Origin of the sequence: Streptomyces sp. NPDC049597 (assembly GCF_040675505.1) — a bacterium.
Lineage (GTDB): Bacteria > Actinomycetota > Actinomycetes > Streptomycetales > Streptomycetaceae > Streptomyces.
The window spans coordinates 1-24,497 of sequence record NZ_JBFAOY010000057.1 but is presented as its reverse complement, the minus strand read 5'-3'; the positions used below and the strand labels follow the sequence as shown (position 1 = coordinate 24,497).

Sequence of the window (24,497 nt, the reverse complement as noted above, 5' to 3'; positions counted from 1 at the left end):
AACGGCATGGCGGCGGTCAAGGCCGTCACCGCCGCGCGCATGGCCATGCGCGGCGACGGGACCCACAAGGTGTCCCTGGACAAGGTCATCAAGACGATGAAGGACACCGGCGCGGACATGTCGGTGAAGTACAAGGAGACGGCGCGCGGCGGTCTCGCGGTGAACATCATCGAGTGCTGAGCGCCCGACGCGGACGAGGCGCCCCCCGGATCCCCGGGGGGCGCCTCGTCGTCCGTACGGGACTGCCCGCAGGTTCCGGTGCGAAGGTCTCGCGCGTCACCGCGTCCGGCGCGGCGGCCGTCGTGCCGCGCCGGGCGATGCCCTGGCCGTCGCCGGCGGACACGCCTGCGGTCTCGGCCTCAGGCCTTGTTCAGGTGGGCCCAGAACTCGTCGAACGACAGGAGCTTGTCCTTGTCGCTGTCCTGCGAGGCGATCACGGCCTCGGCGACCGACTCGGTGACGTTCCAGTCACCCATCTGAGCCATCGCCGTCTTGTACTCGGCCGCTGTGATGAAGCCGTCGCCGTCCGCGTCGTAACGGTCGAACGCCTTGCGTGCTTCCTCGATGTCCGCCAACGGTCCACCCCTTCTTGGTGCATTACTGACGGGGGTCAGATTATCGGCCCGGTTGGGTGATCATGGAGCTGAGCCCGGGACCACGGGCATGGGGAGGGGTGAGATGAGCGGGACACTGGCAAAGATCCTCGGAGCCGCGGCGGAGGGACGGTTTCCGCCGCCGGACGGATCGGTGACGGTGATCGGGCAGGCCGATGCCCGGGACGCGGGCGTGGTGGCCTTCACCGCCCACTCGGTGGTCTTCACCGACGAGGATCCGGCTTGGATACGGGAGCAGCTGGCCGCAACCGCGGCCGATCCCCTCGCGGCGGCGATGAACCCGGCGTTCCTGTCCGCCCTCATGACCCGCACGGGCCGCCGTATGGACACCATCGACTTGGTGACCGTGGCCGGCGCCCTGCCCGGCGACCCCGGTCTGAGGCTGCGTGAGCTGGTGGACCCGGAGCATCCCCGCGTGGCTCGCGCCCTCAAGCGCCGCGAGGACGTGCGGGTGTGGGCCGCCGACGCGGGAGTGCTGATCCTCGGCCGCGGGGTGGCGGGCCGCTGGGAGGCGTCGGTCGAGGTCGACGAGGAGGCGCGCGGAAAGGGCCTCGGCCAGGCACTCGCGCGTGCCGCCCGGCATCTGGTGCCGGGGCCGGTGGTGTGGTCGCAGCAGGCGCCGGGCAACGCCCGCAGCGTACGGGCGTTCCAGGCGGCCGGGTACCGGCCCGTCGGCTCGGAGGCGGTCCTCGCGGCGCACTGAGCGGTGCGGAGCTCCGCCCCGGCGCAACCCCGCCCGTATCCCGGTGACTTGGCCCGGCCTACCGGAAGACGCCGGTGTGGCCGAGGGAGTAGCGGCCCGGCTGCGGGTACACGGCCAGCCCGTGCGGGCCGCTGCCGACGGGGATGCGGGCGAGCTGCTCGCCGGTCTTCGTGTCGATGGCGTACACCTCGGAGTGGTAGCGACCCGAGAGCCACAGCACCTTGCCGTCGGCGGAGACGCCGCCCATGTCCGGGCTGCCGCCGTCCGGCAGCCACCACTTCTTCGTCAGCTTGTTGCGGGCGAAGTCGAAGACGGAGATCGAGCCCTCGCCGCGGTTGGGGATGTACATCTCCTTGGAGTCGCGGCTGATGTAGAGGCCGTGGGCGCCCTTGCCGGTGGGGATCAGCGCGGGCTCGGTGAACTTCTCCCCGTCGAGGACCCAGACGCCGTGCGCGATCATGTCGGCGATGTAGAAGGTCTTGCCGTCCGGGGAGAGCTTGACGTCCTGGGGCATGGCGCCTTCGAAGGGGAGCCGCTGCTTGCCGACGACCTTCATCTTCTCCGTGTCGACCTTGAGGAGTTCGGCGGAGAACTCGCAGGAGACGATGAAGTACCGCCCGTCGGCGGAGAAGTCCGCGTGGTTGACGCCGTAGCAGGAGACCGGCTCGGTGTGCCGGGTCTCCATGGTGTGCGGGTCGCGGAAGACGAGCTCGCGGTCCAGGGAGGCCATGACGACGGCGTACTTGCCGTTGGGCGTGAAGTAGAGGTTGTACGGGTCGTGGACGCCGACCGGCTCGCCCGCCTTCCCCGTGGCGGGGTCGATCGGCGTGAGCGTGTGGCCGCGGTTGTTGTTGACCCACAGCGTCTTCAGGTCCCAGGAGGGCACGACGTGCTGCGGCTGCACGCCGACCGGGATGGTGTCGATGACCTTGTACGTCGCGGGGTCGATGACCGAGACCGTGTTGGAGTTGGTGTTGGGGACGTACACCCGGGAGGGGAAGTTCTTGACGACGGGTGAGAGCATGCCCGGCCGGTCGGCCGCGTAGATGTCCTGGGGATCGTGGACCGGCGGCATGCCGGGCAGCCCGGCGCGTGCGGCCGCGGTCTTCTCGGGCCTGAGGGGCGGGGCGGCCTGCTCGGTGCCGCGTGCCCCGCTCTTCTCGCCGCCCGAGCCGCAGCCGGCGAGCAGAACGAGGAGGGCGCCCACGAGGAGCGCCGTGGTCCGCTGGGTGGGGGAGGTCGTCGGATGCATCAGCTCAGCAGCTCCGTGGGGGTCACCGCACGCAGTCCGCGGCGGTTCGGGGTCACGGGAATGCACAGTAAGGGTGGAAAGCACGAAAGATAACGATTGACCCAATTCATCCCGCTACGGGTCGCCGGGCCCGCACCCGCGACCCGGACCGCCGACCAATGAATCCCCCAGGAAGGCCGATACCTATGCACTGATCACAAGGCCAGGGAGCCATTTTCCCTGTGATTCACCCACAGAAGATCCGATTCATTCCGCTTTGCCCTCATCTGGAGTTTTGGAGATGAGGCGTCCGTCTGTCATAGTCGGGGCACGACCCCCATGGACCCGGGCCAGGTCGTCATCAGCCGCCGTGGATACACCCCCCCGATCCACGGCGCTCCCCACAGAAGGCCCCCGACGCGCCGCACGACGGCGCACGGGGGTTTCTGTGCGTCTCCCCCGCCGGCACCGCCGGCGCGCCTCAGCGGTCGAGAACCCGCATCTCGAACCAGGTGGTCTTGCCACGCGGCAGCAGGTCGACGCCCCAGCGGTCGGAGAGGGTGTCGACGAGGAACAGACCCCGGCCGCTGGTGTCCATGTCGTGCACCGGCATCAGGCAGGGCAGTCCGCGCGACGGGTCGCGCACCTCGATCCGGATCCAGCCGCGGCGGCGCAGCATCCGCAGGCCGAAGACGCGCGCCCCGGTGTGACGCACCGCGTTGCCCACCAACTCCGAGACGAGCAGCACCGCGTGCTCGCAGGTCTGGGACGGCAGCGCCCACTGGCGCAGCACCACGCACTGGGTGAGCCGCCGCGCGACGCCCGCGGATTCGGGGCGCGACGGCAGCCGGACCTCCCCCTCCGTCGGATTGCCGTACAACTCCAGCGCTTCGAGCGCCTGTTCGTCGTCAACGGCCGGGACCCACCGCGCTGCGGTCGCGCCGACGCGCTGCCGCGGTTGTCCCGCACCCTCCAGGCCCGCCATGCGTCCATCATGGCCGTAAAAAGCCGCCCCCGTGGCCGTTCCAGGGGAACAGGCCCCCCGGAACACTCAATTCCAAGGAGCCGTCCGGCATATGCCACTGGCCTCATCCGGCCTTGATGCACACCCTGACCTGCTCCGACGCCACGTCTGTGGACAGCCTCGGGGCACGCGGGAACGGGCGCGCACGTATTCCCTCCCCCGGCCGGGACGATCCGGGCACGCGATTGACGCGGGCCCGCAGATCGCTCAACCGGTCGCCATTCAGAGGAACTTGGCCTTGCCCGGGCCCTCCTCGACGAAGCTGCGCATGCCGCGCTCGCGGTCCTCCGTGGCGAACAGGCCGGCGAACCAGTTCCGTTCGACGGCGAGGCCCGTCTCGATGTCCGTCTCCAGGCCCGCGTCCACCGACTCCTTCGCGGCCCGCAGTGCCAGCGCCGGGCCCTTGGCCAGCTTCGCCGCCCATGCGCGGGCCTGCTCGTAGACCTCGGCGGCCGGGACGACACGGTCGACCAGGCCGAGCGTGAGCGCCTCGTCGGCCGCGACCATCCGGCCGGTGAAGATCAGGTCCTTGGCACGGGACGGGCCGATCAGCCGGGAGAGCCGCTGGGTGCCGCCCGCGCCCGGGATCAGGCCGAGCAGGATCTCGGGCTGGCCCAGCTTGGCGTTGTCGGCCGCGATCCGGTAGTCGGCGCAGAGCGCGAGCTCGCAGCCGCCGCCGAGCGCGTAGCCGGTGACCGCTGCGACGACGGGCTTGGGGATGCGGGCGACGGCGGTGAAGGACTCCTGCAGGGCACGGGAGCGCACGACCATCGCCGTGTGGTCCATCGCCTGCATCTCCTTGATGTCCGCGCCGGCCGCGAACACCTTCTCGCCGCCGTAGAGGATCACGGCGCGTACGTCCTCGCGCCGGGTCGCCTCGTCGGCGAGCTCGCGCAGGCGGTCCTGCACGGCGATGTCGAGGGCGTTCATCGGGGGCCGGTCCAGGCGGATGGTGCCGACGCCTTCGGAGACTTCGAGGGAAACGGTCATGGAGGGAAGGTTAGCCGCGGTTAACGGCACGGGGCCCGGTGCTGTTGCTCACAGCACCGGGCCCCGGGGACGCCTGTTACGCGATCCACTCCGACCACGGCATGTTCCAGCCGTTCAGGCCGTTCTCCGGTGCGATCTGCTTGTCCTTGGAGTTCTTCACGATCACCACGTCGCCGATGATCGAGTTGTTGTAGAGCCAGGCGGCCGGGGTGCCGTTGTCGTACGCGCCGCGCACGTCGCGCAGGCCGACGCAGCCGTGGCTGACGTTCGCCGAGCCGAAGGTGCCCGCCGAGGCCCAGTAGTTGCCGTGGATGAACGTGCCCGAGGTCGACAGACGCATCGCGTGCGGCACGTCCTTGATGTCGTACTCGCCGCCGAAGCCGACGGTGGCGCCGTTCATCCGCGTCACCTTGTACTTCTCGCTGATGACCATCTGCCCGTTGTACGTGGTGGTCGACGGCGCGCCCGCGGTGATCGGGATGTTCCTGATCTCCTTGCCGTCGCGCACGACCCGCATGGTGTGGGCGGACGCGTCGACCGTGGAGACCTGGGAGCGGCCGATGGTGAACGAGAAGGTCTTCGCCTGCATGCCGTAGACGCCGGGGCGGCCCTCGACGCCGTCCAGGTTCAGCTCGACCGTGACCTTGGTGCCCGCCGCCCAGTACTTCTCGGGGCGGAAGTCGAGGCGGTCGTTGCCGAACCAGTGGCCCTCGATCGGCACGGACGGCTCGGCCGTGACCTTGATGGCCTTCTCCACCGCCTCGGGGTTCGTGATGCCCCGGGTGAAGTTGACGGACACCGGCATGCCGACGCCGACCGTCGAACCGTCCTCGGGCGTGTAGTGGCCGATGAAGGTGTTCTGCGGGACGAGGGTGGTGAACGTGGTGTCCTTGGCCGACTCACGGCCGTCGGAGTCCTTCGCGACCGCGTGCACCTTGTACTTGGTGGAGCCCGCCAAGTGCTGCAGCGGCTCCCACGAGGCGCCGTCGGCGGAGATCCGGCCGTCCACCTTCGTGCCCTTGTCGTCCTGCACGGTGACCGTGGTCAGCTTCCCGCCGGCCGCGGTGACCTTCAGGGCTCCACTGGTGGCGACGGCGTCGGCGCCGTCCTTGGGAGCGATGGTCACCACGGCTTGGGATGCCGCGTTCTCGACCTTCCCGCCGTCCTGCTTGCCTGCGCCGTCGTCACCGCCCTTGCCGGTCCCCCCGCCTCCGCAGGCCGTCAGCACCAGCAACGCCCCCAGCGCCAGCGCGGACACCCGGGCGCCCCCGCGCCCGCGTCGTCCGGCTACGGCCGATGCCCCCGATATCGGCTGCCCGTTCACTGTTGTGTTCTCCCCTCAGCACGGCCTGGCCACGCCACGGCCCCGCACCCCCGCGCGCCTCACGCACGCACGCAGACAGAAAAGCACACCGCAGGTCATCGGAAGTCCCCACGAATGTCACCGTTCAGTCCCAACCTGTCCATCCGGCGGGCAAGGGAAACGGCTGGCAGGGGTGGGCGGGGGCGGCAGTGGCGGCAGTGGCGGCGGTGGCGGTCCGGGAGCCGGACCGTCGGACGCGGGAGGGGCGCCGCGTCACTCCAGGGCCGAACCCTCCTTCCACTGCGGCCAGTCCATGTTCCAGCCGCCGAGCCCGTTGTCGGGCGCGACCGTCTTGTCCTTGGAGTTGACCACCTCGACCACGTCGCCGATCAGGGTGCGGTCGAAGAACCACCCAGCGGGGGACTCGCTGCTGCCGCCCTTCTCGTCGCGCAGCCCGACACAGCCGTGGCTGACGTTCGCCGAGCCGAACGTCTCGGCGGCGACCCAGTAGTTGCCGTGCAGGTAGGTGCCCGATGTCGTCAGACGGATGGCGTGCGGCACGTCCTTGATGTCGTACTCGCCCTTGCCGTCCTTCTTCTTGAAGCCGACGGTCGCGCCGTTCATCCGGGTCACGTCGAACATCTCGGTGACGACCATCTTGCCGTTGTACGTGGTCGTCTTGGGCGCCCCGGCCGTGATCGGCACCGTCGCCAGCAGCTGCCCGTCCCGGACGACGCGCATGGTGTGCGCCGCCGCGTCGACCGTGGAGACCTGGGAGCGGCCCACGGTGAAGGCGATCGTCTTCTGCTGGATGCCGTAGATCCCGGGCGCGGCCTCCACGTCCCTCAGCCGCATGTCGACGGTGACCCGGGTGCCCGGCTTCCAGTACGTCTGCGGTCGGAAGTCGAGACGCCCGTCGCCGAACCAGTGGCCCGCGATCTCGACCGGCGGCGAGGACGTGACGCGGATGGCGCGCTCGACGGCGGCACGGTTCTCGATCGGCCGGTTGAAGGTGAAGGAGACGATCATTCCGGTGCCGACGGTCGAACGGTTCTCGGGTTTGAAGTATCCGGTGAAGCGACGCTCGGGGACCGCCGTGGTGAAGGTGGTGTGGCGTGCCGTGCGGCGCCCGTGGCTGTCGAGGGCGACCACGTCGACGCTGTACTTCGCGGCCAGCTCCAGCCGCGTCCCCTCGGCGGGGGTCCAGCGCAGTCCGTCGTCCGAGACGGAACCCGGCACCTCGGTGCTGCCCTCCGCCTCGATCCGGGTCACCCTCACCCGCTCCAGCCGGCCGCTGGGCACCTTGACCAGCAGCGGCGCTTCGGGACCGACGCTCTTGGCGCCGTCTTCGGGGGTCACCCGGATCCTGTCCTGCGGTGCCCGTGGCTTGCTGCCGACGTCCAGTGTCCCGCCGGTGCAGCCGGCGAGCCCCGCGACGAGTCCGGCCACGGCCACGGCGAGGGCCGCGCACCGTCCTGCCCGCTTCAGTACATGTCTCACGTACCGACCAACGACTGCCCCCCTGCGCGGGCAACGTGGGGGCGGGGCGATGTTGGGACGAGTGCCGCGCGGGCAGACATGGTGAAAGACCGTACGAGGGCCGCCGCGGAAGGGACGCCGCGGCGGCCCGTGGGGCTGTCCGGCCGTGGCGGCCGGACGGCCTTGTGCCGGGAGGGGCCCTCCCGGCAGGCCCGACGAGCCGCGGGAGGCCGACAGGTGTCGAGCGCAGCCGAGCAGGAGACGCTGGACGAAGGAGTACGGGGCGGGCCGCCGCGTGCGCCTTCGGCGACGGCCGGCGCGGAGGGCCGCCGGGCGGCGGTGCGCGCCGCACCGGCCTGGCCGGGGACCCCCACCCCGCTGGGGGCGCGGTACCGGGTCGGGCCCGACGGGGTCGCGGGCACCAACTTCGCGCTGTGGGCGGGCGGTGCCGAGGCCGTCGAGCTGTGCCTCTTCGACGGCCCCGGCCCGTCGGCCGCCGAGACGCGGGTGCCGCTGACGGAGCTGACGCACGAGATCTGGCACGGTTTCGTGCCGGGTGTGGGCCCCGGTCACCGCTACGGCTACCGCGTGCACGGCCGCTGGGACCCGTGGACGGGGGCCCGCTGGAACCCGGCGAAGCTGCTGCTCGATCCGTACGCCCGCGCGGTCGACGGGGACTACGCCGACTTCGGACTGCCGCCGGAGGTCTACGGGCACGTGCGGGACTGGCCCCAGCAGCACGTCGCCGACACCGTGCGCGACGACCGGGACTCGGCGCCGTTCGTGCCCAAGGGCGTCGTGGTCCACGACGACGCCGACGGCGACGAGTGGATGGACGACCGCAGGCCCAAGACGCCGTGGGCGGACTCGGTCATCTACGAGCTGCACGTGCGCGGCTTCACCAAGCTGCACCCCGGCATCCCCGAGCAGCTGCGGGGCACGTACGCGGGACTCGCGCACCCGGCGGCGATCGAGCATCTGGTGGACCTCGGGGTGACGGCCGTGGAGCTGCTTCCCGTGCACCAGTTCGCGCACGAGGACCATCTGCTGCGGCGGGGGCTCGTCAACTACTGGGGCTACAACTCCATCGGCTACTTCACCCCGCACGCCGCGTACGCGGCCTCCGGCACGGCCGGGCAGCAGGTCGGCGAGTTCAAGCGGATGGTGCGGGCGCTGCACGCCGCCGGGATCGAGGTCATCCTCGACGTGGTCTACAACCACACGGCGGAGGCGGGCGAGCTGGGCCCCATGCTGTCCCTGCGCGGCATCGACAACCGCGGCTACTACCGCCTGCAGCCCGATGCCCGGCGGTACGCCGACTACACGGGCTGCGGCAACACCCTGCACGTGGTGCAGCCCCACGTGCTGCGGCTGATCACCGACTCCCTGCGGTACTGGGTCACCGAGATGGGCGTGGACGGCTTCCGCTTCGACCTGGCGGCGGCGCTCGCCCGCTCGATGCACGACGTCGACATGCTGTCGCCGTTCCTCGCCGTCATCGCCCAGGACCCGGTGCTGCGGCGGGTGAAGCTGATCGCCGAGCCGTGGGACGTCGGCAACGGCGGATACCAGGTGGGCGCCTTCCCTCCGCTGTGGACGGAGTGGAACGACCGGTACCGCGACTCCGTGCGGGACTTCTGGCGCGGTGCGCTGCACGACGTGCGGGATCTGGGCTACCGGCTGTCGGGCTCGAGCGATCTGTACGCGTGGGGCGGGCGCCGCCCGTACGCGTCGATCAACTTCGTCACCGCGCACGACGGCTTCACCCTGCGCGACCTCGTCAGCTACGAGCACAAGCACAACGAGGCCAACGGCGAGGGCAATCGGGACGGGACGAACGACAACAGGGCCTGGAACTGCGGCGTCGAGGGCGAGACCGACGACCCGCGGGTCAACGCGCTGCGCCGCAGGCAGCTGCGGAACCTGCTGACCACGCTGCTGCTGTCGACCGGTGTGCCGATGCTGGTGGCGGGCGACGAGATGGGCCGCACCCAGCGCGGCAGCAACAACGCGTACTGCCAGGACAACGAGGTCAGCTGGGTGGACTGGACGCTGCCGGCGCAGCCGGCCGGGCGCGGACTGCTGGAGCTGACGCGGCGGCTGCTCGCGCTGCGGCACGCCCATCCGGTGCTGCGCCGCCGTGCGTTCTTCTCGGGCCGCCCGCAGGCGCCGGACGGACTGCGGGACCTGGCGTGGTTCACCCCGCAGGGCACGGAGATGACCGAGGGCGACTGGTACGCGCCCTCGGCGACGCTCGCGCTCTATCTCTCCGGCCGCGACATCCCGGGGCGGGACGCGCGCGGCGAGCAGGTGACGGACGACAGCTTCCTGACGATCCTGCACGCCGCCGACGGGCCGGTGGACTTCCGGCTGCCGGGGCCGCCGTGGGGGGAGGCGTACGAGGTGGTGGTGGACACCTCGCTCGAAGAGCAGGCGGACGCGCCGGGGACGGTGCACGAGGGGGGTGCGGTGCTGCGGGTGCCCGCCCGCTGCGTACTGCTGCTGCGCGTGCGGACGTAGGGCCTGCCGGGTGAACGTCTTCGGGTGAACGTCCGTACGGGCCCCGCTTCGCCGGAAAACCACATGAGGGCTGTCAGTGGTGAATCGTAGGCTCACCCCTGATGCCCACGACACCCTCGGACTCCAAGGACCGCTCCGCCGTGCGGTCGCTTCTGCGCCTGTGGCCCTACGTACGCCCGGTGCGCGCCCGGCTGTTCAGCGCTGCGTTCGTCGCGATAGTGGCCTCCTGCCTGAGCCTCGTCATCCCCTTGGTCCTCAAGTGGATCGTGGACGGTCCTGTGGCCGGCGGGGATCCGGGCGGGGTGTGGCTCGGGGCGCTGACGCTGCTGCTGCTCGGCGTCGCGGAGGCCGCGCTGTTCGGCCTCCGGCGGTGGCTGGTCGCCCGGCCGCTGGCCGGGGTGGAGGCGGCGATGCGGGCCGATCTCTTCCGGCACCTGCAGCGCCTGCCCGTCGCCTTCCACGACCGGTGGGCGTCGGGGCAGCTGCTCTCGCGGGGCACCACGGATCTGATGCTGCTGCGGATGTTCCTCGCCTTCCCGCTCACGTTCCTCCTCGTCAACGGAACGACGATCCTGGTCGGTTTCGTGATCCTGCTCCAGCAGGAGTGGACGCTGGGGCTGGTGCTGCTCGTGCCGGTCGTGCCGCTCGTCGTCGCCTGCTCCCTCTTCGAGACGCGGTACGCGCTGGTGGCGCGGCGCGCGCAGGACCAGGTCGGCGATCTGACCACGGTGGTCGAGGAGAGCGTCCTCGGCATCCGCATCGTCAAGGGCTTCGGCCGGCACCGCAGTCAGGCGGAGGCGTTCCGGGCGCTGTCGGAGCGGCTGCGCGGCACGGAGCTGGGCAAGGCCCGGCTGCTCGGCGGCATCTGGGCGCTCATCACGGCCGTCCCCGAGCTGGCGATCGGCGCGGCGCTCGTGCTGGGCGCCGTGCAGGTCGCGGACGGCGGGCTGTCGGCGGGCACGCTCGTGGCGTTCCTGTCGACCGCGCTGGCGCTGCGCTGGCCGGTGGAGTCGATCGGCTTCCTGCTGGCGATGAGCCAGGAGGCGGCCACGGCGGCCGACCGGTACTTCGAGGTGCTGGACGCTCCCGAGGAGCGGGAGACGGGCGGGAACGCCGGGGCTCAGGCGGCGGCAGGAAGCGGCGGGCTGCGCTTCGAGGGCGTCGAGTTCCGCTACCCCGACGCACCCGAGGACGCCGCGCCCGTCCTGGCCCGTATCGACCTGCACGTGCGCCCCGGCGAGACGATGGCGCTCGTCGGCGGCACCGGCAGCGGCAAGACCACGCTCACGGCACTGGTGCCGCGGCTGTACGACGTGACGGCCGGGCGCATCACGCTCGACGGGCAGGACATCACCGCGCTGCCCCGCGAGCGGCTGCGCGAGCTGGTGTCCGTGGCCTTCGAGGAGCCGACGCTGTTCTCGGCGAGCGTCGGTGAGAACGTGCTGATGGGGGCCGAGGACGCGACGGAGGCGGACCTGCGGCGCTCGCTGGACGTCGCCCAGGCGGGCTTCGTCGACGACCTGCCGCAGGGCGTGGACACACAGGTCGGCGAGCAGGGTCTGAGCCTGTCCGGTGGTCAGCGCCAGCGGCTGGCGCTCGCCCGGGCGGTCGTCGGGCGGCCGCGCTTCCTGGTGCTCGACGACCCCCTCTCGGCGCTCGACGTGCACACCGAGGCGCTGGTGGAGGCGGCGCTGCGCCGCGTCCTGGCGGGCACGACCGCCCTGGTGGTGGCGCACCGCCCGTCGACGGTCATGCTGGCCGACCGCGTCGCCCTGCTGTCCGGCGGCCGGATCACCGCGGTGGGCACGCACCACGAACTGCTGCGCACGAACGGGGAGTACGCCTGGCTGATGTCGGGCGCGGAGGGGCCGGACGGCCCGGGAGCCACCGGCGCACCGGAGCCGGCCGCAAGGAGCGCCGCGGGCGCGGAAGGGAGGGCCCGGTGACGACGGGTTCGACGACGGGCTCACCGGCCGGCGCGACGCCGGGTCAGGGCCCGGACGGGACACCGGATCCGCCCGCGGATGCCGCGGGGGCAGCGGCACGCCCGGCCGTCGCCGCTGCGACGCACGCCGACACGGCCGCCGACACGGCGCCCCGACCGGGCCCTGAAGCGGGTGGGACGGCGGAGACGGCCGCCGGGGCGGGCGGCCCGGGCGTTCCGGACGAGGCCGGCACGTCCGGCGCCGCGCCGACGCACTCGGGCCCGGCCGACGGCACGGCAGCGGTCGCGGCTCCGGACGCCGCGGGGGCAGCGGCACGCCCGGCCGTCGGGACGCCTGCCGCCGTGCAGGGCGGGACGGGCGACGGCACCGACGGGAAGCCGGCGCGGGCCGGGGGCGACCCGGTCGGCAGGGAGCCGGCGCGACCCGGGCCCGGCGACGCACCCGCCGAGGGGAAGCCGGCACGGGCCGGGGACTCGCTCGCCGGCAGGGAGCCGGCGCGACCCCCGGTCGGAGGCGGCGCCGACAGGAAGTCGGCGCCGTCCGGGGTCGGGGACGCACCCGCCGAGGGGAAGCCGGCACGGGTCGGGGTGGGGGACGCACCCGCCGACGGGGAGCCGGCGCGACCCGGGGCCGGGGACGACCCGTTCGACCGGGACGCGCTGCCCGCGCCCAAGGGCGCGACCGGTGCCCTGCTGCGTTCGCTGCTCGCGCCGCGCCGCGCGCGCGTGGTGCTCGCGGCCGTGCTTCTGCTGCTCCAGCAGGCGACGGTCCAGGCGGGTCCCCTTCTCGTCGCGTACGCCATCGACCGCGGCGTGCCCGCCTTCCGGGCGGACGACTACGGCCCCCTGATCGTCGTCGGCGCCGGATACACACTGTGCGCGCTCGCGGCGGGCTTACTCCAGTACGCCTTCATCCGCGCCTCCGCCCGCGTCAACCAGGACGTGCTGCTCGACCTGCGGGGACGGATCTTCCGCCATGCCCAGGCGCTGAGCGTCGACTTCCACGAGCGCTACACCTCGGGCCGCCTGATCTCCCGGTCGACCACGGACGTGGAGTCCCTGCGCGAGCTGCTGAGCGAGGGGCTGCAGGAGCTGATCGGCGTCGTCCTCGCGTTCGTCTACATCTCGGCGATGCTGCTCTGGCTCGACGTGGGTCTCGGCGGTCTGGCGGTGCTCTCCTTCGTACCGCTGTACCTGCTGGTGCGGCTCTACCAGCGCCGTGCGAAGTCGGTGTTCACGAGGCGGTCGACGGCGATCGCCGCCGTCATCGTGAAGTTCGCGGAGACGATGAACGGCATCCGGCCGGTGCGGGCCTTCCGCCGCGAGCGGGCCAACGACGCCGCCTTCCGCATGCTGAACGAGCGTCACGCGCGCAGCAACGGCGACGCGCTGCTGGAGATGGCGCGCTACGTGGTCGGTTCCCGGCTGGTCGCCAACACGGCGGTGGCCGGGATCGTGCTGTGGGGCGCCTACCGGGTCGCGTCGGGGACGCTGGCGCTGGGTGTGCTGGCGGCGGCCGTGCTCTACCTGCGGCGGCTGTACGACCCGATCGACCGGCTGGGCATGTTCCTCAACTCCTATCAGTCGGCGGCCGCGTCGCTGGAGAAGATCGCCGGTCTGCTGGCCCAGGTCCCCTCCGTACCGGAGGCCGCGCGGCCGCGCGAGCTGCCGGTGCGCGACGGCGACCGGCCCGGGCGCGAGGTGGTCTTCGAGCGGGTCGGCTTCGGGTACCGCACGGGCGGTGAGGTCCTGCCGTGCTTCGACCTGACGATCCCGGCCGGGCAGACGGTCGCCGTCGTCGGCTCGACGGGCGCCGGCAAGTCGACCCTGGCCAAGCTGCTGGCCCGCTTCTACGACCCGACCGAGGGCCGCGTGCTGCTCGACGGAACGGATCTGCGTGAGCTTTCCACGCGGGAGCTGCGCCGGGGGGTGGTGATGGTGACGCAGGAGGCGTTCCTGTTCTCGGGCACGGTCGCGGAGAACATCGCGATCGGCCGCCCGGAGGCGACCCGCGCGGAGATCGAGCAGGCGGCGAAGGCGATCGGGGCGCACGACTTCATCGCCTCGCTGCCCGAGGGCTACGACACGGACGTGCGCAAGCGGGGCGGGCGCATCTCCGCGGGACAGCGCCAGCTGGTGGCCTTCGCACGTGCGCTGCTCGCCGACCCGGCGGTGCTGATCCTCGACGAGGCGACGAGCTCGCTGGACATCCCCGGTGAACGGGCGGTGCAGCGCGCGATGGACACCGTCCTGGAGGGGCGTACGGCCGTGGTGATCGCGCACCGGCTGTCCACGGTGGAGATCGCGGACCGCGTGCTGGTGATGGACCGTGGACGGATCGTCGAGGACGGGCCGCCCGCCGAACTGATCGGCGGCGAGGGCCGGTTCGCCGGCCTGCACAAGGCGTGGCGGGAGAGCGTGGTGGGCTGAGCGGGCCTCGGGGTCCGGCCGGGCGCGCCGGTGCGCGCCCGGAATCGGTCAGGCGCGCCTCCGCCCGGCGCCGGCGGGCGCGTCGGCCCCTCACCACCCGGTTCATGTCCGCCTCGCTCCGCCCGGCCTCGGCGCCCTTCGGGGCGCGGGCCCGGGCGGGCCCGCCGGTGCGGTGCCACCGCGACCGGTGAAATGTCCGCTCAACGAACACGGCCTTTCGGACAGCGGACGAATTCCGGCCAAGTTCTTGTCGCGCTCCTGACAGGAGCGGTACGTGGCTGCCACTCTTCCCCCGTTCCGCGCAATCACGTTCGAACGCACCACCGTTCGACCGCTCCACTGCTTCGCATGCTCTGCCCGGCCGTCCCACCCAGCCGGCCGGTAACCCCCCTCGCAGAAGGAGTCCGCGTGAGACCCACGCATCGCCGTCGTGCCACAGCGACGGGAGCCCTCATCGCCACAGCCGCTCTGCTCGCGGTCGGTTTCCAGACCGGCACATCGGCCGCCCAGCCCATGGCGGCGCCCAGCGCGGCGAAGGCGGGCAAGGCCGACCCGGGCGCCCTGCCCAAGAACCTCTCCCCCGCCCAGCGCGCGGAGCTGATCCGCGAGGCGACCGCCACCACGGCCGCCACCGCGAAGGAACTCGGCCTCGGGGCCCAGGAGAAGCTCGTCGTCCGGGACGTCGTCCAGGACCGCGACGGCACCACCCACACCCGCTACGAGCGCACCTACGCGGGGCTGCCGGTCCTCGGCGGCGACCTCGTGGTGTCGCAGACGGCCGCAGGGGTCACCGAGTCCGTCGCCAAGGCGTCGAGGGCCGCCCTGAAGAACGTCGACACCCGCGCCGGCATCGCTCCGGCCACGGCCGAGAAGCAGGCGGTGAGCGCGGCCAGGGCGGAGGGGTCCGCCGAGACCGAGGCCGAGCGCGCGCCGCGCAAGGTGATCTGGCTGACGGACGGCAAGCCGACGCTCGCGTACGAGACGGTCGTCGGCGGACTCCAGCACGACGGGACGCCCAACGAGCTGCACGTCATCACCGACGCCACCACGGGCGAGAAGCTCTTCGAGCGCCAGGCCGTCCACAACGGCACGGGCAACACCCAGTACAGCGGCCAGGTCACGCTCGGCACGGCCCCCTCGTACACGCTGACCGACACCGGGCGCGGCAACCACAAGACGTACAACCTGAACCGGGGCACCTCGGGCACCGGCACGCTGTTCTCGGGCGCGGACGACATCTGGGGCGACGGCACCCCGCAGAACGCCGAGACCGCGGGCGCCGACGCCCACTACGGCGCCGCCCTCACCTGGGACTACTACAAGAACGTGCACGGCCGCAGCGGCATCCGCGGCGACGGAGTCGGCGCGTACTCCCGGGTCCACTACGGCAACGCGTACGTCAACGCCTTCTGGTCCGACTCCTGCTTCTGCATGACCTACGGCGACGGCGCGAACAACACCAAGCCGCTCACGTCCATCGACGTGGCCGCGCACGAGATGACCCACGGCCTCACGTCCAACACCGCGGGCCTGGTCTACAGCGGCGAGTCGGGCGGTCTCAACGAGGCCACCTCCGACATCTTCGCCGCGGCCGTGGAGTTCTACGCCAACAACACCAAGGACGTCGGCGACTACCTGGTCGGCGAGAAGATCGACATCCGCGGCAACGGCACCCCGCTGCGCTACATGGACAAGCCCAGCAAGGACGGCTCGTCCAAGGACTACTGGTACTCCGGTATCGGCAACATCGACGTCCACTACTCCTCTGGCCCGGCGAACCACTGGTTCTACCTGCTCTCCGAGGGCAGCGGCGCCAAGACGGTCAACGGCGTCAACTACGACTCGCCGACCTCCGACGGCCTGCCGGTGACCGGCATCGGCCGCGAGAAGGCCGCGCTGATCTGGTTCAAGGCGCTCACCACGAAGTTCAGCTCCCGTACGGACTACGCCGGGGCCCGCGCCGGCACCATCGCCGTGGCGACGGAGCTGTACGGAGCGGCCAGCGCCGAGGTCAAGTCGGTCACCGACGCCTGGGCCGGCATCAACGTCGGCTCCCGGCCCGGCGGCGACCCGGACCCGGGCACGGTCTTCGAGAACACGGCCGACGTGTCCATCCCGGACTCCCCGGGTGCGGCAGTGACGTCCTCGATCAACGTCACGGGCCGCACGGGCAACGCGCCCTCGGCCCTCAAGGTCGGCGTGGACATCGTCCACACCTGGCGCGGTGACCTGGTCATCGACCTGCTGGCCCCGGACGGGACCGCGTACCGCCTGAAGAACTCGAGCGGTTCGGACTCGGCGGACAACGTCCAGACCACGTACACGGTCGACGCCTCCAGCGAGGTGGCGAACGGCACCTGGAAGCTGCGGGTGCAGGACGTGGCGCGGTACGACACGGGCTACATCAACAGCTGGAAGCTCACCTTCTGAGCGCGGTGGCTTCCTGAGCACACGACAGCCGAGCCGCCCGGGGTGCCCCGCACCCCGGGCGGCTCCGTCGTGGAACGGCCCTGCTGAGGTAGTCACGTGCGGTGCGACGGTCCGCCGATCCGAGTCGGGGGCGCGCCGACGGCGCGCCCCCGGCCGGCCGACGGAACCCGCCCTCCGGGGGGCGCCGCGGCGGCCGCCCACACGGGCTTCCCCCGGGCACGCTCAAGGAGCGGTCCCGGGGGCCGGGGGCGGCCGTGCCCGTTACGGGCCCAGCTCGAGCCCAACCTCGTCCGCCAGTTGGCGGGCAGCCGCATTCCTCGCGAGCGCCGGGTGGGCCGCGACGACGGCGGCCAGTTCCCGCCGGATGAAATCGCGGCCCGCATCGACGAACGCGTCGACAGAACACACGATCTCGGTCTCGGTGTAGGTGGGCGACAGCACGAGGTCGTCACCGCGGCGCACGATCCGGATCTGCTCGTCGTTCTCCGTGAAGTCGATCCAGTCGTGCTCCGCGCCCTCCCGGGCGGACTCCATGACCTCACGCACGCCGTAGAAGGCGTCGAAGAGCGGCGTCCAGCCCCAAGGGGGGCTGATGTCCGTCGTCTCGTGCTCGATCCGCCAGGCACCGAGGAAGCAGTACCACCGCAAATCGCGACGGGAGACGGTCGTCAGGTCCAGCCGGGACTCGTGTCCCTGCGGCCCGTACCGGGCGTCCGCCGAGAAGGCCATCCGCATACTCGTTCCTCCTCCGCTACCGCTTCACCGGGAAGGCGTTCTTCACGTGGTTCTCGTCCGGGTCGTAGTAGACCCGCATCACGTACAGCTTGTTCCTCGGCACCTTACGGTCGTAGCCGATGGGGTCGCTGTACCTGAGCTCGAACACCTTTCCGTCCCTGTTCTTGGTGTCGTGCACCTCTCGGCCCTTGCTGAGCACCTCCTTGATGATCTTCGCCCGCGAGTCCTGGGTCGTGCCCGGCAGCCATTCGGTCTTCGAGGCGTCGTTGTTGTTGAAGCCCTCCGGAGTGTGGTTGAACACGATGTGCGAGTCGGCGATCGTCAGGCAGTTCAGGTCCATGTTGTGCACGAGCACCGGCTCGGCGCCCGCGAACACGAAGTACGCGTGGATGCCTGCCACGGTGAGGTCGTGCGTGCGCTGGCGCTTCTCGAAGAAGTCCAGTGCGGTCAGCTCGACCCGGTCGCCGTCGGCCGTGCGCAGATCCATGCCCGGCTCGAGGTCACCGGCGTCGACCCACGTCTGCGCGGACTCCACCCAGAACGGGTGAGTGACGGTCGAGACCAGCGTCTCGGCTCCCGAACCCGTCGAGACCGTCAGCGTCACGAAGTCCTTGTCGTCCTCCGTGACGATCGTGCGGACGACCTCGCGGTCCGTGTTCTCGCCGGTCTTCGGATCGGTGACCTCGACCTTGTCGCCGAGCCGTACGTCCTCGATCTTCTTCCTGCTGCCGTCGGCCATGAGGACGAGGGATCCCGGCAGGAAGCTGTGCGCCTCGCAACTGTCGTCGTCGCGTTTCTTGTTCTTGCCCTTGGGTTTCGCCTTCTTGGACTTCTCCAGCGCGTCCTCGGCCTTGTCGAGCTGCTTCTCCGCCTTCCGGAGTCTGCCGATCGCCCCGTAGAGGTCCGGCAGGAGCTCGATGGCCTTCTTGATCTTCTTGGCCTTGACCAGACCCTTCAGCCACGCCCCGAGGAACAGGCTCGCCACCTCGGCAGCGGCCTTCAGACAGGTGCCGACCGCGGGGTTCGACGCGCAGTCCTGCACGGCGTTGACACCCGCGATGTCCTTGAGCTCCTCGATGATCTTGTCGGTCACCTCGGTGATGCCCTGGTTCGCCGACGCGACGGCCTGCTTGGCCACCTCTACGTCCTGCTCCTCCTTCGTCTTCGCCGGAGCGGACTTCTTGGACTCGCCGAACTCCCAGCCGTTGGGGCCCATACGGCAGGTGATGATGCCTTCCCAGCACTCCGCGGGAATGGTGCCCGTGGGGTCGGCGAAGGTCACCGGCGAGTTGTTGCCGTAGGCGTACCCGCTCATCTGCTGGGCGTTCGCGAAGGCGACGATCGGGTCGGCCGAGATGAAGCGGCCGAGCACCGGGTCGTACTCTCGGGCGCCGAGATGGGTGAGCCCTGTGGTCTCGTCCAGGGTTCCCCCGACGAAGCCCTCCTGCCCCGGCCAGCCGCCACCACCCGGGGCCTGGCCGCGCGCGTTGCCGAACGGGTCGTAACGACGCTGCGTCACCGCTCCGGTGGCCGACTGGACGGCCACCTCGCCGGTGCCGTTGTGGTCCGAGGCGAGGAAGGTGATCGTGTTGTCGTTCGTCCGCACCGCGATGTTCTGCCCGGCCAGCGCGTAGTAGCGGGTGGCCTGGACGCTCGTCGATCCGGCGGGGAGGAAGAGTTCCATGCCCGGCAGGTAGACCGTCGTGCCCGACGGGTCCTTGCGCTGGACCCGGCTGCCCTCGGCGTCGTAGAGGAAGGTCGTGTCCCCGGCCTCCACGGCCGGCGTGGTCACGTCGTCGGGCACCGACACCTTGCTCAGCTTGCCGGTCACGTCCCAGCTCAGCGTGTCGGTGTTGCCACCGATGGTGCGGGTGTCCATGTTGCCCGCCGCGTCGTAGCCGTACGTGGACTGCCGATCGCCGGTCGGCGTGTTCTCGACGACCTTGGTCACGGCGTGCGGTCCGGCGCCGTTCTCGCCGTAGGTGTAGGTCCGGGTGACGTCCTTGGCCGCGTCCAGACCGGTGTCGTGGACGATCTCCTGCGTACGGTTGCCGATGGCGTCGGCCCGGTAGGACTTCCAGTACGCCGCGGGTCCGCCGAGCGCGGCGGAGCCGGGATCGGCCGCACAGGCGGACGGCTGGGAGCCGTCGACCGGAGCGGTGGTGCCGATCGTGCCCGAGCCGGCCGCGGTGGTGGTGTTGGCCGACGGCGTCCATGCCTCGGAGAGACGCTTGTTCGCGTCGTACCGGAAGCACTGCACGTCCGCCAGGCTCGACCCCGCGCCGGTGTCGGCCATGGACAGGATGTTGCCGGCCTTGTCGTACGAGTACGCGGTCTGCTTGACCGGGCCGCCCGTCGAGCCGTAGACGTCGACCTTCGCTTCCTTCAGACGCTTGGTCCCGCGTTCGTAGTCGAAGGTCTGCCACACCTTCTTGCCGCCGGAGTTCAGCTCGAACTGCAGCAGCTCACTGGTCGGCGACCACGTGGTGCCGGAGACGATCGTGTCGGTGCCCTTCATGGTGACGGGCCGCTGGAGCTCGTCGTACCCGAAGGCCAGGACCTCGGCGGACAGCCCGCCCGCGGCCGGCAGACCGGAGGACTGCGGGGTGCCGTCACGGTTGAAGGCGCTGGTGAAGGTGTAGTTGCCGGCCAGCGCGCCCTGCGACGCGGGCACGGTGTAGAGCGTCTTGGTGGGACGGTAGAAGTCGTCGGCGGTCTGGACGATGGTGCCGAAGTACTCCGTGGCGCTGATCCACCGGAGCGACGCGTACGGCTGGCCGAGCAGGCCGGGACGGTCGTACCGCGTCTCCGTGATCTTCTTGCCCGCCGAGACGGCGCCGTCGTACGTGGCGCTCATGCGTCCGATGGCGTCGTAGGTGCTGGTGATCGTCGTGTTGCGGCCCTCGTGGGTCACGGACGTGACGCGGTCCGCGTCGTCGTAGCCGATCACCGTCGTGCCGGAGTCAGGGTCCTGGGACCGGATCTTGCGGCCGCGCTGGTCGTAGGCGAACGACCAGGTGTTCTGCTGGGAGTCGACGACGGTCTCCAGCTCGCCGGACGGCGTGTAGGAGTACTTCGTGGACGTGTAGGCCACCGGGCCCGTGCCGCCCGGCGTGCCGCTCTGGTACTGGCGCACCTCGGTGACCTTGCCCGAGGCGTCGGTCAGCGTGGTCGTGCCGACGCCGCCCTGCGGAGGGATCTGGTGGATCCTGTCGCCCTCGTGCACCGTGGTGTTGCGCCACTGCTCGACGCCCGCGACGGAGAACACGGTCGCGGTGGTGCGCCCCATGTCGTCGTACTCGTAGTGGGTCTGCGACTCGACCTCACCGTTGTGCACGACGAGCAGCTGGTCCGAGGGGGCTCCGGCCGCCTGGTAGGTGTCGTAGGCGGTCTTCAGCTTGCCCCGGCTGTCGTAGAAGGTGTCGGCGACGAGCCGGGTGCCGCCGGGGCCCACGGCCTGACGCTGACGGGCTCGCAGCATGCTGTCGTACAGCGTGTACTCGCTGCTGTAGGAGCCGCCTTCCTCCAGGATCTCGGACTTGACGGCCACCGGGGCGTCCCGGCGGACCAGGTAGGTGTACTTGTTGTTCGGCGTCTGGTTGCCGGCCTTGCTGCGGTCCTGCAGCCACACCGACGTGACACGGCCGAGGCCGTCGAAGGACATGTCGGTGCGCTTGCCGTTGGCGTCGGTCTGTCCCCGGGACTGGCCCCACGCCGGTTCGTAGTCCGTGGTGACCGCGTGCCCGAGGGCGTTGGTCGCCTTGGTCTGCGTCGTCAGGCCGTTGACCATGGTGTACGTCGTGGTCGTCCTGCCCGTGGCCGGTGTGGTCGCCGTGGACGGGCGGCCGTAGGTGTCGTACGTGTTCTTGAAGGTCTCCTGGTAGGTGGCCGTGGTGCCGTCGTGCGACGCGAGGCGTTCGGAGGAGGTCTCCAGTCCGCGGGTCGGGGCGGCCCCGTGGGCGAGGCTGTCGTAGAAGGTCCGGGTGTCGGAGATCACCTGGCTCTTGCGGTCCGGTGTGGTGGAGCAGTTGACCGCCACCGTCTCCACGCGCTTGACGCGGTCGAGGAAGTTCTGCCCGGCGGCCGTGTTGTCCGCGTACCACGTACGGGTGCAGGTGTCGTCCTTGGCCGCGGCGGCCTTCTCCGCCAGGGTCGCGGTCTCGGGGACGACCAGCCCGAGGTCCTCGGCCTGGGTGATGCGGCCCGTGCCCGTGGCCGTGTCGTACGTCGTCTGCGAACGGCTCTCGCGCCAGCCGCCCGACTTGAGCGCGGTGAACCCGCGCGTGACGGTGGGCTTGACCAGGGTGGCCCGGAGGGTGCCCCAGTCCTTGGTCTGAGTCGCGGTGTGGTACTTCCACGGCTTCTTGATGACCTTGGTGGCCACCGAGGTGCCGTTGTAGACCTGCGTCTCCAGCTCGAAGCCCGTGAAGTCCTCGTCGTCGGTGTAGACGGTGCCGGTGGAGTCGGTGACCGACGCCGAACGCGTGCCGCCACCGGGCAGCTTGTCGCCGTGCAGGCCCTGCATGTAGGTGTACTCGATACGGGACCGCTGCACGTCCTCGGATCCGCTGGTGACCTTGACCTTGCCGTAGCCCTGCCACTCGCCCCAGGTCAGGAACTCCGCGGGGGTGATGCCGTCGGGCTTGGAGTGGCGCCAGCCGGCCGGGCCCTCGTAGGCGTACCGCGTCACCATCCTGTCGCCGCCACCGGTGCGGTCGGTCTCGACGATCTCGGCGACCACGTACTTGTGGAACCAGTCGTCGATCGGGTCGACGTAGCCGGGGGCCGCCCACTTGACGGGGTAACAGCGCTTGGTCGACTCACCCGGCCTGGGCAGGGTGGGGACGGTGCACTCCGCGGGTGCGTAGTTGACGTCCAGCTGTGCACCGGTCTCGCTCACCACCGCGGCCAGGCGGTAGCGCTTGAACGGGGCGATGTTGTCGCCGATCGCGTCGACGCGGTTGTCCTTCTGCTCGCCGAAGAGCTCCAGCGAGGGAACCTTCGCCGTGGTGCCGACCCGGCCCTCGTGGTCGATCTTCGAGAGCCACATGCTCTTGGAGTCGTCGCCGTTGTCCAGGAACAGGTGCGTGAGGATCCAGGCGTCCACGTCCTGGTAGGTGGTGGCGTCCGTGCGCATCTGCGTCACGACGGCCTTGAGCCGCTTGGTGGTGAAGAACGTCGGCGAGATCTGGTCCGCACCGCACTTCGTCGACGCCTTGCACTCGCGGTCGACGGGGACGTCGGGCCAGCGGGAGGCGTTGGCGGCGGTGCGCTTGGTCTCGGCGCAGTCGAACGAGGTGTCGGGGATGCACCGTTCGGCGACGTCGAAGGTCACCCGGGCCGGTGCCTTGGCGGCGTAGACCTGGGTGTCGCGCTGGCCGTAGTCGATGCGCTTGAGGTAGCCGCCGCGGTGATAGGGCGTGCCGTTGACGTCGGTCCTGCCGCCCAGCGCGTAGTGGTTGAGCTCCCGCTCGTAGTAGTGGGAGACCACGTTGTCGTGCGGGTCCTTGACGTAGTCGAGGTTCCAGCGCCACGCCTGCTGGCAGTGGGCGTTCGCGAAGGTGGCGTTGTGGCAGGGCTCGCCGGAGTCGTCGCCGAAGACCGGGGCGGTCCACACGGACGCGGTCTCCTCCTTGCCGGACGCCCAGCCCGGCAGGCGGTTCAGCCCGAAGTAGTACTCCTTGCTGTCCGGCGTGGTGATACGCCAGTGCTCGCCGTCGTTGTCACCGTTCGCGGCCCCGGTCAGCTTCTCGACCTTGGAGCCGTCGGAGTTGCTCAGCCGCCACTGACCGGTCGTGTTGTCCTTGATGATCTGGGACGCGCTGCCGTTGAGCATGATGGTGGCGTTGTCGAACGCCCAGCACTGCTCCGCCGAGCCGTCGTGACCGTCCTCGGTACACGGCTTGTACTGGCGCTCGATGTACCCGGACTCGTAGCCGAAGCCCTCGCCGACCCAGGAGCCCTGGTTGTTGGTGGCCGACGTACGGCCGTCGGTGGACTGCGACTGGTACGAGAGCCCGACAGTGGGCGCGAGACCGCCCGCGACCGGCACCGTGCGCATCGGGTACGACCAGGAGAAGCCACCCGTCGACTGGGAGACGCTCCAGCTCGCCGAGGGAGCGAGCGCGGTCGCTCCGTAGGTGCCCTGCGATGAGGACGTGCCCGCTGCCAGGGCGACCAGAGACGCGCCCTGGACGGCCATGGTGGACGGGCCGCCCGGCTCTGCGGCAGCGGCGGTGATCTCGGCTGTCGCCGTGTTCGAGGCGGGATCGTTCACCGTCGGCAGAGGTGTGCCGGTGGAGGGGCATGCCTTGCTGCCCGGTTCCGCGACGGCGGCACAGGCGGGGAGCTGGACCAGGCGCAGCCGGGCTCCGTACGAGCCGCCGTACGCCTCGTCGAAGGCCGAGTAGTCCACGGACAGACGCACCTTGGCGTCCGCCTCGGCACCGTCGGCGCGCTGGACGCGCAGGACGGCACCGGCGCCGAGGTCCGCCGCCCGCTTGGCCGGCAGGACGTCGACACGTACGTCGGAAGGGCCGGCCGGCGCCTTGGCCGCGGAGGACCGTGCCGCTGCGGACGTGCGGTCCTTCGCGGGCTTGGTGCTCAGCGGCGAGACCGCGACCGGAAGGCCGCCGACCTTCACCTTGGCCGAGGATGCGGAGACGGCGACGTCGGCGCTGCCGCCGGCCGGCCAGACCGCCTTGTCCAGCCGGGTGACGGCCGCCTTCCTCGCCGGGTCGGACGGGCGTGGCAGGGCCTTGCCGTTCGTGCCGTCCAGCGGGTCGCCGAAGTTCTGTACACCGGGGCGGCTGCGGCTGCCCCGGTCCTCGATCGGCAGGGCCTCGGCGGCACTGCCCGTCAAGGCGATGATCACGCCCGCCGTGGTTGCCGACAGCAACCATCTGGGCATGCGCCGGTTCATCAACCGGCCTTGAAGTGGCATCACGTGTCTCCACACGTCGACTCGAACGAAACAGACCGGGCGGGGGGGGGGGGGCGGGGGGGGGGGCGCCCCCCCCGGGGCCGAGGGTGGGCGGCGGGGGGGGGGGGGGGGGCCTGGTGTGAGCGGGGGGGTGAGCGGCCGGCGGGGGTT

The 24,497-nt window shown here is 71.1% G+C and carries 14 protein-coding genes; 6 read left to right on the top strand and 8 right to left on the bottom strand.

Annotation, left to right across the window (positions count from 1 at the left end):
• Positions 1-180, top strand: a 180-nt coding sequence (locus AB0K02_RS33050; RefSeq protein WP_365996309.1) for an L-serine ammonia-lyase, iron-sulfur-dependent, subunit alpha, incomplete at its 5' end; no start/stop codon positions are given.
• 179 nt (positions 181-359) lie between these two features.
• Here AB0K02_RS33050 and AB0K02_RS33045 read toward each other — a convergent pair.
• Positions 360-575: an EF-hand domain-containing protein gene (locus AB0K02_RS33045; RefSeq protein WP_365996308.1), complete on the bottom strand. Its 216-nt coding sequence runs from the start codon at positions 573-575 to the stop codon at positions 360-362.
• 103 nt (positions 576-678) lie between these two features.
• On the opposite strand from AB0K02_RS33045, the gene AB0K02_RS33040 reads away from it, so the two are divergent.
• Entirely contained in the window at positions 679-1,317 is a 639-nt protein-coding gene (locus AB0K02_RS33040) for a GNAT family N-acetyltransferase (RefSeq protein ID WP_365996307.1), read from the top strand.
• 58 nt (positions 1,318-1,375) lie between these two features.
• Here the strand turns inward: AB0K02_RS33040 and AB0K02_RS33035 are convergent, their stop codons facing one another.
• From AB0K02_RS33035 to AB0K02_RS33015, 5 genes are all read right to left on the bottom strand, one after another.
• Positions 1,376-2,569, bottom strand: a complete 1,194-nt coding sequence (locus AB0K02_RS33035) for a hypothetical protein (protein ID WP_365996306.1) — start codon at positions 2,567-2,569, stop codon at positions 1,376-1,378.
• Between the two features lie 460 nt (positions 2,570-3,029).
• Positions 3,030-3,533 (bottom strand): ATP-binding protein, encoded by a 504-nt coding sequence (locus AB0K02_RS33030; RefSeq protein ID WP_365996305.1) that lies wholly within the window; start codon positions 3,531-3,533, stop codon positions 3,030-3,032.
• A gap of 261 nt (positions 3,534-3,794) precedes the next feature.
• Positions 3,795-4,562 (bottom strand): enoyl-CoA hydratase-related protein, encoded by a 768-nt coding sequence (locus AB0K02_RS33025; protein WP_365996304.1) that lies wholly within the window; start codon positions 4,560-4,562, stop codon positions 3,795-3,797.
• 76 nt (positions 4,563-4,638) lie between these two features.
• Positions 4,639-5,886: an Ig-like domain-containing protein gene (locus AB0K02_RS33020; RefSeq protein WP_365996303.1), complete on the bottom strand. Its 1,248-nt coding sequence runs from the start codon at positions 5,884-5,886 to the stop codon at positions 4,639-4,641.
• Positions 5,887-6,138: 252 nt separating this feature from the next.
• Positions 6,139-7,365 carry an Ig-like domain-containing protein gene (locus tag AB0K02_RS33015; RefSeq protein WP_365996302.1) on the bottom strand — a complete coding sequence of 409 codons (1,227 nt, stop codon included), beginning with the start codon at positions 7,363-7,365 and terminating at the stop codon, positions 6,139-6,141.
• 216 nt (positions 7,366-7,581) lie between these two features.
• Here AB0K02_RS33015 and glgX point away from each other — a divergent pair, with 216 nt between their 5' ends.
• The 4 genes from glgX to AB0K02_RS32995 all read left to right on the top strand — a co-directional run bounded on the left by glgX (position 7,582) and on the right by AB0K02_RS32995 (position 16,669).
• Positions 7,582-9,864 carry a glycogen debranching protein GlgX gene (gene glgX, locus AB0K02_RS33010; protein WP_365996301.1) on the top strand — a complete coding sequence of 761 codons (2,283 nt, stop codon included), beginning with the start codon at positions 7,582-7,584 and terminating at the stop codon, positions 9,862-9,864.
• 101 nt (positions 9,865-9,965) lie between these two features.
• Entirely contained in the window at positions 9,966-11,810 is a 1,845-nt protein-coding gene (locus AB0K02_RS33005; RefSeq protein WP_365996300.1) for an ABC transporter ATP-binding protein, read from the top strand.
• Positions 11,811-12,397: 587 nt separating this feature from the next.
• Positions 12,398-14,239, top strand: a complete 1,842-nt coding sequence (locus AB0K02_RS33000; protein WP_365996310.1) for an ABC transporter ATP-binding protein — start codon at positions 12,398-12,400, stop codon at positions 14,237-14,239.
• Between the two features lie 408 nt (positions 14,240-14,647).
• Complete coding sequence (locus AB0K02_RS32995; RefSeq protein WP_365996299.1) at positions 14,648-16,669, top strand: M4 family metallopeptidase; 2,022 nt, start codon at positions 14,648-14,650, stop codon at positions 16,667-16,669.
• Between the two features lie 261 nt (positions 16,670-16,930).
• On the opposite strand, the gene AB0K02_RS32990 is transcribed toward AB0K02_RS32995, so the two are convergent.
• The gene (locus AB0K02_RS32990; protein ID WP_365996298.1) at positions 16,931-17,404 is read right to left on the bottom strand and encodes a hypothetical protein; all 474 of its coding nucleotides are present in this window, start codon (positions 17,402-17,404) and stop codon (positions 16,931-16,933) included.
• A gap of 16 nt (positions 17,405-17,420) precedes the next feature.
• Positions 17,421-24,314 carry an RHS repeat-associated core domain-containing protein gene (locus AB0K02_RS32985; RefSeq protein WP_365996297.1) on the bottom strand — a complete coding sequence of 2,298 codons (6,894 nt, stop codon included), beginning with the start codon at positions 24,312-24,314 and terminating at the stop codon, positions 17,421-17,423.
• Positions 24,315-24,497: the final 183 nt, after the last annotated feature.

Bases quoted from the DNA above. Each gene is read 5' to 3' on its own strand.
- AB0K02_RS33040 (WP_365996307.1), top strand. From the start codon at position 679: ATGAGCGGGACACTGGCAAAGATCCTCGGAGCCGCGGCGGAGGGACGG.
- AB0K02_RS33035 (WP_365996306.1), bottom strand. From the start codon at position 2,569: ATGCATCCGACGACCTCCCCCACCCAGCGGACCACGGCGCTCCTCGTG.
- AB0K02_RS33030 (WP_365996305.1), bottom strand. From the start codon at position 3,533: ATGGCGGGCCTGGAGGGTGCGGGACAACCGCGGCAGCGCGTCGGCGCG.
- AB0K02_RS33025 (WP_365996304.1), bottom strand. From the start codon at position 4,562: ATGACCGTTTCCCTCGAAGTCTCCGAAGGCGTCGGCACCATCCGCCTG.
- AB0K02_RS33005 (WP_365996300.1), top strand. From the start codon at position 9,966: ATGCCCACGACACCCTCGGACTCCAAGGACCGCTCCGCCGTGCGGTCG.
- AB0K02_RS32990 (WP_365996298.1), bottom strand. From the start codon at position 17,404: ATGCGGATGGCCTTCTCGGCGGACGCCCGGTACGGGCCGCAGGGACAC.
- AB0K02_RS32985 (WP_365996297.1), bottom strand. From the start codon at position 24,314: ATGCCCAGATGGTTGCTGTCGGCAACCACGGCGGGCGTGATCATCGCC.